Origin of the sequence: Nitrosovibrio sp. Nv17 (assembly GCF_900119085.1) — a bacterium.
Taxonomy (GTDB): Bacteria; Pseudomonadota; Gammaproteobacteria; order Burkholderiales; family Nitrosomonadaceae; genus Nitrosospira.
Genome location: NZ_FPIQ01000035.1, coordinates 1 through 12,063, shown reverse-complemented (window position 1 = coordinate 12,063; position 12,063 = coordinate 1). Strand labels below are relative to the sequence as shown.

General features: G+C 64.2%; 12 protein-coding genes. 4 read left to right on the top strand and 8 right to left on the bottom strand.

The annotated features are described in order from the left end of the window. Positions 1 to 276 (top strand): transposase (locus tag BT108_RS12920; RefSeq protein ID WP_143142503.1); only part of this gene is annotated, 276 nt, incomplete at its 5' end. An 81-nt stretch (positions 277 to 357) separates the two neighbouring features. On the opposite strand, the gene BT108_RS12915 is transcribed toward BT108_RS12920, so the two are convergent. Next, positions 358 to 942, bottom strand: a complete 585-nt coding sequence (locus BT108_RS12915; RefSeq protein ID WP_072294972.1) for a mechanosensitive ion channel family protein — start codon at positions 940 to 942, stop codon at positions 358 to 360. Between the two features lie 395 nt (positions 943 to 1,337). Between BT108_RS12915 and BT108_RS12910 the strand changes: the two genes are divergently transcribed. Then, positions 1,338 to 1,577 (top strand): hypothetical protein, encoded by a 240-nt coding sequence (locus tag BT108_RS12910; RefSeq protein ID WP_072294971.1) that lies wholly within the window; start codon positions 1,338 to 1,340, stop codon positions 1,575 to 1,577. On the opposite strand, the gene BT108_RS12905 is transcribed toward BT108_RS12910, so the two are convergent. Genes BT108_RS12905 through BT108_RS12885 form a run of 5 tightly spaced genes read right to left on the bottom strand, consistent with a single transcriptional unit; the run spans position 1,574 to position 6,710 of the window. Next, a complete protein-coding gene (locus BT108_RS12905) occupies positions 1,574 to 2,227 on the bottom strand; it encodes a DNA repair protein (RefSeq protein WP_072294970.1) in 654 nt (217 codons plus the stop codon). The genes BT108_RS12910 and BT108_RS12905 overlap by 4 nt on opposite strands. A 12-nt stretch (positions 2,228 to 2,239) precedes the next feature. Beyond that, positions 2,240 to 3,952 (bottom strand): putative porin, encoded by a 1,713-nt coding sequence (locus BT108_RS12900; RefSeq protein ID WP_072294969.1) that lies wholly within the window; start codon positions 3,950 to 3,952, stop codon positions 2,240 to 2,242. A 17-nt stretch (positions 3,953 to 3,969) separates the two neighbouring features. Continuing rightward, positions 3,970 to 4,626 (bottom strand): TonB C-terminal domain-containing protein, encoded by a 657-nt coding sequence (locus BT108_RS12895; protein WP_083566453.1) that lies wholly within the window; start codon positions 4,624 to 4,626, stop codon positions 3,970 to 3,972. Positions 4,627 to 4,630: 4 nt separating this feature from the next. After that, positions 4,631 to 5,035, bottom strand: a complete 405-nt coding sequence (locus tag BT108_RS12890; protein WP_072294968.1) for an ExbD/TolR family protein — start codon at positions 5,033 to 5,035, stop codon at positions 4,631 to 4,633. A 10-nt stretch (positions 5,036 to 5,045) separates the two neighbouring features. Continuing rightward, complete coding sequence (locus BT108_RS12885) at positions 5,046 to 6,710, bottom strand: DUF2341 domain-containing protein (protein WP_072294974.1); 1,665 nt, start codon at positions 6,708 to 6,710, stop codon at positions 5,046 to 5,048. A 461-nt stretch (positions 6,711 to 7,171) separates the two neighbouring features. On the opposite strand from BT108_RS12885, the gene BT108_RS12880 reads away from it, so the two are divergent. Both BT108_RS12880 and BT108_RS12875 read left to right on the top strand, forming a co-directional pair. After that, positions 7,172 to 9,256, top strand: a complete 2,085-nt coding sequence (locus tag BT108_RS12880) for a PhoX family protein (protein WP_072294967.1) — start codon at positions 7,172 to 7,174, stop codon at positions 9,254 to 9,256. A 128-nt stretch (positions 9,257 to 9,384) separates the two neighbouring features. Next, a complete protein-coding gene (locus tag BT108_RS12875) occupies positions 9,385 to 10,005 on the top strand; it encodes an FxDxF family PEP-CTERM protein (RefSeq protein ID WP_072294966.1) in 621 nt (206 codons plus the stop codon). 341 nt (positions 10,006 to 10,346) lie between these two features. Here the strand turns inward: BT108_RS12875 and BT108_RS12870 are convergent, their stop codons facing one another. Both BT108_RS12870 and BT108_RS12865 read right to left on the bottom strand, forming a co-directional pair. After that, positions 10,347 to 11,417: a choice-of-anchor A family protein gene (locus BT108_RS12870; protein WP_083566451.1), complete on the bottom strand. Its 1,071-nt coding sequence runs from the start codon at positions 11,415 to 11,417 to the stop codon at positions 10,347 to 10,349. Between the two features lie 339 nt (positions 11,418 to 11,756). Further along, on the bottom strand, positions 11,757 to 12,063 hold a 307-nt coding region (locus BT108_RS12865), incomplete at its 5' end, for a transposase (protein ID WP_143142502.1).

Sequence of the window (12,063 nt, the reverse complement as noted above, 5' to 3'; positions counted from 1 at the left end):
CCCCGTCACTTCAAGTCGGGAACCAGCGTGGACAAGCGCGCCTGCATCTCCAAAGCCGGCAACTGCCATATCCGCCGTGCCCTCTATCTGCCAGCCCTGTCCGCCAAGAAACATGATCCATACGTGAAGGGCTTCTTCGAGCATCTGATCTGCAACGGCAAGACTCCTTTGCAAGGAGTATGCGCTGTCATGCGTAAATTGCTGCATGCCATCCACGGCATGCTCACTCATGACCAGCCCTTCGATAATCAACGCTTCTATGCCCTTCCCGCATGAGCAAAAACATGAATTAGTGTTGACTCTGAACAGAGTATCTACCTTTCTTCCGCCCCGCCCGTAGTAACCCATCAAAACCCGCTATGTGCCGCGCCCCGCGTTGCCGTGCCAGCGCCGCAGCACGCGCTGGAAGAAAAGGCTGTTGGGCAGCTGCAGCGTGGTGCCGCCGTCCTCGTCACCCGTTTCATGGAGGGTGGTATAGACCAGGTTGATGTCTATCACCCGACCCTTGACACCGGGCTTGTCCCCCCCTTCGAGCAACTCGACCAGATCTCCCATCCGAAAGGCCCGGGTGGTAAAGATCAGGAGTGCGCAGAACAGATTGGACAGCACGCTCCATGCCGCAAAGAAAGCGATCGCTCCCACGGTTGCAAATCCCGTGAAGGCGGTCCACAGCACCCCGCCCGAGACACCCATGCGCTCCAGCGACCACAGCAGGGCACCACCGTAGATGATGAAGGCAACGACACGCAGCGACAGCGATGTCACCTTGCCCGGCAGGGAGTAGGTGTTGGCCAGCTTGCCTATGAGGTGATGCGCAACGCGCATGACCACCCAGGTGCCCAGTACGATCAAGGCGACCTGCGCGGCGGGAACCAGCACGTCGAACCAATCTGCCACCCATTGGGGCAAACGATCGTGTACCGACTGAAGAAACTTGTTCATAGATCAATGCATCCGGAAAGGTGCGCCGTCACGGCTTCATTCGACCGCAAGGACCCTGGGCCGGGTTCCCTTCAGGCCGGCTCGCATCCCGGGAGCCATTCTGCCAGAGGCGACATGAAGCTGCTTCACGCGCGGCGCAATCGATCAAAGGGGTTTGCCATGGATGTTTTCGGGCGGTGGACATCACGGGGCGGTAGCCGCGGCACGGACCCGCCGTTGACGCGCAACGCGTCCGAACTGCGGTGCCGTGACCGCCGCGGACCTCTCGTCCGTCAACAGCGCGGGCGCCCCGGATACCGGCCGCCTGCAGTCAGTGTAGCGCAACCCCGCCAGCCGGGGCCAGGTTTTGTGGCCGCGCACGGAAAAACCAGTGCCTGAACGGACAGGAATTCGCCATGAGGGCGAGGATCGATGCCCCCTTTCCGGAGGCATTCGCGCGGAACCGGACGGAGGTGGCGGAATTGGTCGTCGAGACCGCCGCGGGCAGCGGAAACAAGTGCATTGCTGCGCGAAAAGGCGCGAGGATGAGACCCGAAGCGCAGGGCATGGCCGGCCTGCGACCAAGCCTTGCAACGCCACACGCGCGTTTTTTCGTCGCAGCCCGGCGGGATGGGGCGAGTGTCGGCAGGGCCTAGTTGGCGGAACGCTCCAGGTGCTGGCCGTCCAACTGATCGCGATAGGCCTCGAGCAGATTCTCCATCTGCACGCGCTTGATCCGGGTGAAGGGCTCCGCCTCCAGCATGGCGCTCACGGCACCCTTGCCGGTGTACCAGTCGGTCAGTTCGCGGCCGATCCGGTACAGCTCCTCGTTATGCCGCTCGCACAATTTCGTCTGTTCATCCTGTTTCTCGAGGGCAGTAGTGGTGCGCTTCAGGTCCTGCTGCAGTTCCTCATGCCGTGCGGAGAGTTCCTTGTTGCGCTTCTCCGCCGCCTCCAGCAGGCCGCGCAGCTCGGCCGCTTCCTTGGCTGCGGTGCCGGCGTCGCGTTCCATCCGGGTTATCCTGGCGGCGGCGCTCGCCGCAGCCTGCCTGTGCGCGTCCGCCTCGCCGCCAGCCTTGTTCAGGGCCGCCTCCAGGGTCGCCTTCTCCTGATCCAGGACCGACTTCTGCTGCTGCACCTCGTTCAACTGCTGCTGCATGCGCCGCAACATCTGGCGCTCCCTCTTCTGGGCGTCGTCCGGGGCAGCGTACGCCCCCGGAAAAGCCAGTGCCAGGGCAGCCGCCATGCACAGTACGGCAGCGGCCCTGGCCGGCAGGCACGGTGCTCTTTTCGGGGATCGGTTCATGAAGGCTCAGGATCAGAAGCGGGCGTTGAGATCGAGATTGACCGAATCGATGGACAGGGGCAGGCCGCTGATCTGATCGTAGGAATTGTAGCGCAGGCCCAGCCAGGTATTGTGGGCCACGCCGTACAGGGCATGAAGCGTGAAGCCCTTGTGGTTGGTGCCGCCCAGCAGATAGTTGGAATCGGTGAACGCGTCCAGCATCGAATCGCGCTCGGAGCGCCGATAGAATCCGAATACCTGCCACTGGTGCCGCTCCCGGATCACCGGATAGCCCACGGTGAGCCGGAACTGGTAGGCATCCGTCTCCGGCCTGATGCGCTGCCCGCTGCGCGCGAAAATCCTGCCCTGGTCGTAACCCACGTTGCGCGCGTAGTCCACGGTACCGATCACGTGTATGGGGGCGAATTTCGAATAGTCGGCCACCAGGGTGACGTTGGCGATGCGATAGTCTGCCGCCAGCGCCCACAGGTTGGTGGTGGGGTCGCCGTCATTGTCGATGTTGAACAGGCTGTTGCCCTTTTGCCGGAACAGGGTGCTCGTCTGGTTGTACAGCGTGTCGCCGAAGTTCGGATTGCGCACGCCGCTGATATTGCGGTAGTCGTAGTACGCGGCGCCCAGGCGGAACTGGGTATGGGTATGCTCGGGAGACCACTCCACGCCCGCCTGGGCGCCGAAGAACCACTTGTCCCTGGCCTTGACGGTCTCGCTCCGGTTGACCTGCTGCAGCGGGAAAATCCCGGCGTTGAGGAACGGCTTGAAGGTTTTCCTGTCGTCCTCCAGCCACGGATGGATGTTGACCGCCAGGCCCTCGAAATTCAGGTCGACGTCCCACAGCAGGTCGGTATGCACCACGCCGGCGTCGGGGACGGTATACCCGACCCTGCGAAGAGGCCCGGTGTGGATGCTGCCGACCGTGCCCACGAAGAAGGGATTGGGGAACCGCCCGCCGCTGACGGTGAGCCAGTCGAAGGGGGTCAGCCTGAGGTAGGCCTGGTCCAGGACGAAACCGAACTTGCTGTTGAAGGTTCCCAGCGTCTGCAGCGTCGATACCGGGGACCCTATGGATACCGGCCCCCCCATCAGCTCCCCGGTGCTCGGCTGGCTGGTGATGTTGCCCGTGGCGATCCGCACCCCCAGATCCACGCCGTCGGCGATGTGGGCGTTGATGCCGAGGCGCAGGCGGATGCGTTCGCGATGGTAGGTATCCTCGGTGGTGTTGTTGATATTCTGGCCGATCGCCTGGAAATTCGCCGCGGGCGCATTGCCCCGGGAATAGAAGTCGGCCTGCTCGCGCAGACGGATGTCGCCTTGCAGGGTGAAGCGGCTGGCCCATTCCGGCACGGCGTTCACGTCGCCCCAACGCTCCTGCTTGGCCTGGCCCACCACTTCTTCCCGCAACTGGTCGCGGATTTCCTTCTTGATGTGTTCCGGCACGTAGGTGACGCGCACCTCATCCCCTTGCCGGCCTCCTGCCGGCGGCGGGGCGGCGCGTGCCGGCTCCTGCGGCCGGGCGGCCAACGCTTGCTGCTCCGCCTTCCTGATCATCGCGTCGGCGGCCTCCTGCTTGATCACCCCCTGTTCCACCAAAAGCTGGATCAGGTTGATCGTGGTCTGGTACAGGACCTCGACCTTCTCGCGCTCGCCGTCCTGGGCATGCGCCCCCTGCATGAAGGCGGTCGCCGCGGCGAGGACAAGGACGGGGATGCTCGGCAGACGGATATTCATGATCTTGTCCGGACCCTTCAGGCGCGCGAGGTCACGCGTATCTTCAGTGGCTGCGGCATGTCCGCCGGCGGTTGTTCCCGCAAGGTCTTGAGATTCCGCAGCACATCCTTGATCAGCGCGTCGACCTTCTCGTCACCGGTCTTGTCGACTGCCGCGATCCGCGAGATTTTTCCGTCCGCATCGATCCACACTTTCACCACCACCCTGTAGTTCTTGTCCTTGAGCGCGTCTTCGCGCGCCAGTGCATCCTGAAAGGCGGAATTGACCGCATCGTTGACGATGGCGTCATACCAGGCCCATGGATTCCCTCGGGAGCCTCCGATGAGGTCGGCTCCTCCTTTTTTTCCCACCAGCCCGAACCCGTCGCCGCTGCCCGTGCCTTCGGCATCGACGCCCAGGTCCGGTCCCGGCGGCGGCTCGTCCGCCTGATCCATCGGTTCGGGCTCAGGCTCGTCCAGCTTGATCTCCTCCTTCACCACCGGCTCGGGAGGCTTTTCCGGCGGCGGTGGCGGGGGCGGCGGCTTCACCAGGGTGATCTGCTGCAGCGACGGCTTCTTCTGCGGCGTATCGTCCCCGATAAAATCCTTCAGCCACAGCCCGGCGGCGACCAGCACCGCGACGCTCGCCGCAATGCCCGCCCAGCGCTTCCAGACGGCCGGCTTGGGCGCCTCCACTGCGCTACTTCACCAGGCGCTGGGTCACCAGTCCAAGCTGCGTGATATCCAGTTGGCCCAGCAACTCGAGCACGTCCATCACCTTTCCGTACTGCACCACCGTATCCCCCTTGATAACGACCGGCAGCTCAGGATTGGCGGCCTTCAATTGCCCCAGGCGGGTGCGCAGTTCCTCCATGGTCACCGGATACGCGTCCAGGAATATCTGCCCGCTTTCGTTGATCGTGATCGCCTTCGTCTGGGGCTTGGCCAGGCTCGGGGTATTGCTGGCCTTGGGCAGATTGACCCTGATCCCCTGCACCGATGCCGTCGTCATGATGATGAAGATGACCAGCAGCACGTATGCGAGATCGAGCATGGGGACGACGTTGATTTCGTCATACAGCTCGTTTTCCTCCTGGAGTTTCATCCCGTCTCCCTCAGCGGCTGTAGTTCTCGGCCAGCTTGGTGATGAACTCGTCGACGAAGATCTGCATCCGCGAGACGATGGCCTTGATGCGCGACGCCAGGTAGTTGTAGCCGAACAGGGAGGGAATCGCGACCCCCATGCCCGCGACGGTCGCCGCCAGCGCCGCCGCGATGCCGGGCGCAATGGCGTTGACGTTGACGTCGCCCGCGGCCGCGATCGCGGCGAACGTGATCATCACGCCCATCACGGTCCCCAGCAGTCCGATGAAGGGCCCCCCGGAAATCGCGATGGTGAGCAGCACCATGAACTTGTTCATGCGCTGGATTTCCTCCACCAGCCCCGCGTCCAGGCTGGCCCGGATCGCATCCAGCGCCTGTGGCGACAGCGACTTGCCGCCCGTATGGGTGGCGTCGGTATCCTCGAAGCGGTGCGCCAGCTCGACGGCGCCGATGTGATAGATGCGGTAGATGGAAGAGTGCTTGAAGTCCTCCCCGAGCCCCTTCGCCTTGTCGATCATCGCCAGGTCGGTGGACAGCTCGCGGAACCGGGCCATGAAGCGATGGTTGGACTTGTCCACCTGGCTGATGTACACCGCCTTGCTGTACATCACCCATATCGCGATCATCAGCATGATCGCCAGCAGGCCGATCGCGACCCATCCGTCCACCGTCAGCGATTTCAGGATGATGCCCATGTGCGAGGCCTCGCCTCCGCCTTCCCCGGCCTCGTCCTCGCCCAGCACCACGAGTCCGCCGTCCTGCGCCAGCGCCGCCTGCACCGCCATCCAGCCGGCGGGGCGCGCCACGCCCGCGAGCTGCACCTCGTCCATCTCCCCCTGGAACCCGTTCCCGAGGACGATGCCGCCCGCCGGGGAGCCCCCGCCCGGCGCCTCGCCCGCCGGCCTGCCGTCCACGTACAGGCGCATGGCGTCGGAGAGCGTCAGCCCCACGTGGTGCCAGCCGCCCGTACCCAGCGCCGCGCTCGACACCTGTCCGGCGCCGGAGCGCGCCACGACCGCGCCGCCTTCCAGGGCGACGTGCAAGTCGCCGGACTGCAGGATGACGCCATCCGGTGCGGCCGGCCTGATCCAGACCGAAAAACTGAAGCCCTCGGCGCTGCTCACGGCCGGCAGGGTGACGCTTTGCGAACCGTCGAAGCCGGCGCCGCCGTTCGAAAACGAGGCAGCGACGGAGCGGGCGGAGGACTGCAGCGCGTGCAGGCCGTTCGCGGCGCTGTCCTGCGGCGGGGCCCCATCGGGATCCGCGAAGTGGTACACGGCGCTGGCGGCGTCGTAGGTCGCCTTGGGATTTGCCGCGGACTTCGCCTGGGCATTTCCGAAATACAGGAACAGCTCGGTCCGCGACGACAGCTCCGGCACGTTCACCCATACCAGCGCCAGCTCGTTCACGACGTCCCACTTCTCGAAGTGGAACTTCAATTCGGTCCTGTCATCCCCCGCTATCAGGCGCAGATCGCTGCCGTCGTCGTTGACGGAAAAGAAGTCGAAGTTCCCCGTATGCAGGCGGATCAGCACCGGTGCACCGGCCACCGCATCCGCCGGACTGGCGAGCGTCACCTTCTTGCGGCCGGACCACTCCTGATTCCACCAGGCATGGCTGGACAGCGAGAACACGCAGAACACGAGTGCGAGCAGGGAGGTAGCAACGACGCGCATGAGCCGGATGATCCATGGATAAATGAGCGAGGGATTATGCGCGTTCCAGATGACAGCCATTCGCAGCCACCGTAATCCGAACGCATCATGATCATGCTCCCCATCGCTGCTTCGCTCATGGAACGCCACGCGCCCCCGCCCCGCGCGGCCGGTCTGGTCTGTCCGGATCAGCGGCACCACCATCAAAATGCAAAGGAAAACGCGTAGCGTCTGGAGTCTGGCATCCTGGAAATCCAGGCGCCAGGAAAAGGGCGGATGCCGACCCGTCCTTTTCCGGTTCACGGGCAGTTGTGGTTTCGCGCCCTGCCCTTCCCGGGATATGAAAAATACATGAACCGGATGGGCTGCCCGGCGCAGCCGCAGGCACCCCGGAAACATCGGCCACGAAAACAACTTCACAGCACTGCATCCCATCCCAGTGCATTCAACGGATACAACGGAAATCTTAAACAGGAGGCATGATGAGCAGCACCCTACATCCCGATGGCAAGACATATCCCTATCGCACCGGCACGAACGAATCCGGCAATCCTTCGCTGCATGACCTGATCGAAGCCCGCAAAATCTCCCGCAGGGGCTTCCTCCAAGGCTCCCTGGGTGTCGCCGCCACCGCCACCTTCGCCGGCACCCTGTTCGAGGGCCTGGTCAAGTACGCCTACGCGGCCCCCGCGCCGCTGAACGGGATCGGCTTCGGTTCCGTGCCCGCCAACCTGTACGCTTCGGCGGCGGACGACCGGATCACCGTCCCCTCCGGCTACACCGCCCGCGTACTGGCCGCCTGGGGAGACTCCCTCACCGCCGCGCCGCAGTGGAACCCCGCGGGAGCGATGACGGAAGCGGTGCAGCTGCAGTCGTTCGGCGCCCACATCGACGGCATGCACCTGTTCCCCTTCCCCTCCACCGGTGCCGCCGGCGTCAGCAATGCCCGCGGCCTGCTGGTCACCAACCACGAATACGTCGATCCGCCCCTCGTGCATGACATCGAGCCCGCGTCCGACTATGCCACCGCCGCCATCACCCTGGACATGGTGCGTACCCAGCAGGCAGCCCACGGCGTCGGCGTGGCCGAAGTCTGGAAGAACGGCGACGCCTGGGAAATCAGGCGGCCGTCGGCCTTCAACCGGCGCATCACCGCCAACACCCCCTGCAAGCTGAGCGGGCCGGCAGCCGGCCACGAACTGCTGAAGACCGCCGCCGACCCGGAAGGCAGGAACGTTCTCGGCACGATCAACAACTGCGCCAACGGCTACACCCCCTGGGACACCTACCTCACCTGCGAGGAAAACTGGAACGGCTACTTCTCCAACGAAACCGGGGACGCCGTCGGCGTCACGCCGCAACGCAAGCAGGGCATCCTCGCGGACCAGAAGCGCTACGGCGTGACCAAGGGCGGCTCGGGCTACCGCTGGCACGAAGTCGACGAACGCTTCCGCGCCGACCTCCATCCCAATGAACCGCACCGCTTCGGCTGGGTGGTGGAGATCGATCCCTGGAACCCGCGCAGCACACCCGTCAAGCGCACCGCCCTGGGGCGCTTCAAGCACGAAAATGCCTGGAGCGTGGTAGACACGGACAATACGCTCGCGGTGTACATGGGTGACGACGAGCGCAACGAGTACCTCTACAAGTTCGTCTCCACGGCCAAGTACGACCCCCGCAACCGCGCCGCCAACCGGGACCTGCTGGACGCCGGCACGCTCTACGTCGCACGCTTCGAGGCGGACGGCAGCGGCGTGTGGCTCCCCCTCGCATGGGGCCAGAACGGCCTCGTGCCGGAAAACGGCTTCGCCGACCAGGCGGAAGTGCTGATCAAGGCACGCCAGGCCGCCGACCGGCTGGGCGCCACCATGATGGACCGGCCGGAGTGGATCGCCGCTCATCCCGTCACGCGCGAAGTCTACATGACGCTCACCAACAACAACCGCCGCGGCAGCACGCCCCCTTCCAGCAACAATCCCGACGGCAGCACCGCCGCGGGCGGCGCGCGTCCGCCCGTGGACGCCGCCAATCCGAGGCCGGACAACCGCTACGGCCACATCATCCGCTGGCGTGAAAACATGGGCAGGGCCGACGCCCTGAACTTCGAGTGGGACATCTTCGTCGAGTGCGGTGACAAGCTCGCCTCTCAGCCCCACCACCGCGGCAACATCGACGGCGACGACTACGGCGCGCCGGACGGCCTCTGGTTCGACCGGGACGGCCGCCTCTGGATCCAGACGGACCAAGTGGGCAATGCCACCGGCGACTGGGCCAACATCGGCGGAAACGTCATGCTGTGCGCCGATCCCTCCACCGGAGAAACCCGGCGCTTCCTCACCGCGCCGAAGAACTGCGAGGTCACCGGCGTCACCGGCACTCCCGATGGCAAGACCCTGTTCATCGGCATCCAGCACCCCGGGGAAGACTGGCAGACGCACCACACGCAGAACTCGACCTGGCCCGACAGCGGCGTCAACGGACCCACCAGCGCCGGCGGCTCGGTGTCCAAGCCCCGTTCCGCGGTGGTCGTCATCACCAAGGACGACGGCGGCATCATCGGTACCTGATGCGGACGCCGTCGAATCGTTTACAACCCGCGACGGCACCAGCCGTCGCACCAATCCTGTGCGGCGCCGGCCGCCGCACCAACCCCGCGGCGCCTGGCGCCGCATACAACTACTAAAAGGAAAACGCCATGAACCTCAAAACCCTGTTCATTCTCGGCAGCATGAGCCTTCTGTCGAACCTGCCGGCTCACGCCGCGCTGACCACCAGCATCGGCGACATCGCGGATCCCAACGTCATCGATTTCGAGAACTATGACGGCCTGATCACCGAAGGGCCCGAGACGGTCGCCCCCGGCGTCCACTTCACCGGCACCCCGAACTCCATCCTGGGCGCCTACATCGCCGACCTGGGAAGCAACGGCCTGTGGGGCGCGGGCGCTCTGTTCGCGGCCACGGACGTCACCGGCACACTGAGCTTCACCTTCATCGACGGCCCCACCCGCGGAGTCGGCGCCATCCTCAACAGCTTCAACGGCGGCGACATCGTCATCAGCGCCTTCGGCGAAGGGCAGCAACTGCTCGAATCCCATACCATCAACGTCTTCACGCCGGACGGATTCAACGAAGGCGGTTTCTTCGGCATCACCCGGCTGGACGCGGACATTCGCTCGATCTCCTTCAGCGGCACGGGGCTGGTTGCCGATAACGTGACCTTCACCACCCCCGTACCGGAACCGGAAACGTATGCCATGCTGCTGGCGGGACTCGGCCTGACGGGATGGATGGCCCGCCGCCGCAGGCAGTCGTAAGTCAAGCCACAATGCATCGGGCCTGACCAGATCCCCCCTTGCCGCGAACTGCGGCTATGAGCCATCCCATCCATGGGGATGGCTCATTTTTTTTACAGAGTATTTGATGGGTTACTACCTCTACCACGAATACGGCGGAAGACAGCATCCGTAGCATCCGTAGGATGGGTGGAGCGCAGCGTAACCCATCACCACCTCCAGCTACTCCAGTAGGATGGGTGGAGCGCAGCGCAACCCATCACTTCGAGCCTTGAGAAAAGAGAAAAGGCGCCGATCGGCGCCTCAGAGTCCCCCCCGCGCCGTCCCCCCGTTCGCGGGAGGACGGCCAATGACACGTGGGCCTACGCCGCCGTGCGGCGGCGGCTGGCGACCCTGCCGACCAGCGCCAGACCGGCCAGCATCATCGCTATGCTGCCGGGCTCGGGCACTGCCGACACGTTGCCGCTGAACGGGAAGAGGTGCAACTGGCCCTTCAGGTTGGCCTGGCTGACGTACACGCTGCCTTCGATATCCGCATTGTTCTGGAAAAAGGCGTCGACGGCCAGGATGCTGCCGCCGAACTGGCGATCCAGGTTCACGTTGCTCGCCTCGTAGAAATTCCAGATCGTATTGGCGCCGATGGCCTGGGCGCTGCCGCCCAGGAAATTGGCGGCGATGTTGATATTGGCATCGTCGCTGTTGAGCACGACCGTCGTCGCGCTGTCGAAGCCGACGAAGGCGAATTCGTTCAGGCCGAAGATCTGGGTGTCGATCGCGGTCAGGTCGAATACCGCCAGGCCGTTGGCGTCGGCAACGGCAGTGAAGGTGGCCTTGCCGCCGCTGATGCTGACGCTGCTGCCGGTGCTGCTCAGCTGGCTCAGCTGCGTCGACAGGCCGGTCAGCACGGTGCCGAAATTGGTCGAGTTGGCCGCGGTGGCCGCCGTCCCGGTGGTCAGCGACGAATCCTGGCCGCCGTTGAAGTTGACGTTGCTCTTCGCGCCGGCGACCCAGGCTGCGCCGGGGCCGTTGAAGTTGACGTTGACGGCGCTGCCGAACACGACGCCGCCATCATTGATGTTGGAGTTGCCGCTGCCGATGCTGCCGCCGATCACGACGCCGCCCAGGCCGTTCACGTTGATGCCGCCGCCGACGCTGCCGAGCACGGTGAGTCCGGCGTAGTCCGACGCGGGCAGGGGGCGCTGCACGAAGTTGGCATTGACGCTCGACAGCGCGCCGCCAATGAAGCTGCGGCCGTGGACGCTCGACTGCGAGGTCGCGCTTCCGAGCACGACCAGGTTGAATTGCTCAAGCGTCTGCTGCGCCGTCAGGGGCGCAGCGACGGCCGCGCCCGCGGTGAAGGTCAGGGCGCCATGGAGCAGCACCACGGAAATGCGGCGCGCGGTGATGGGGTACACAGTGATGGGGTTCGTCATGGGATCCTCTTGTTCAGTTCAAAAGTGAATGGAATGCCGGCAGGGTGGAGCCGGAGCCTTCACGCGAAGGCATGGCGGCAAGTAAATGGTAAGCGGCCGGTGTTACAAGCCAACCTGCGCTGATGAGGCGGCCCATAGGCTGGGAAGATCAAGAGTTTTGATGAGTTACGTGTTGCGTAACTCATGAGGCAGAAAGGGTAAAGCGGAACGCAACCCATCACTTCCCCGGGGCAGCAATTTTGATGGGTTACGCGTTGCTCCACCCATCCTACGAATGTGGCGGGCAGCGGGTAGCAGGTAGATACTCTGTTCAGAGTCAACACTAATTCATGTTTTTGCTCATGCGGGAAGGGCATAGAAGCGTTGATTATCGAAGGGCTGGTCATGAGTGAGCATGCCGTGGATGGCATGCAGCAATTTACGCATGACAGCGCATACTCCTTGCAAAGGAGTCTTGCCGTTGCAGATCAGATGCTCGAAGAAGCCCTTCACGTATGGATCATGTTTCTTGGCGGACAGAGCTGGCAGATAGAGGGCACGGCGGATATGGCAGTTGCCGGCTTTGGAGATGCAGGCGCGCTTGTCCACGCTGGTTCCCGACTTGAAGTGACGGGGGTCCAGTCCTGCCGCCTTGACCCATTGCTTG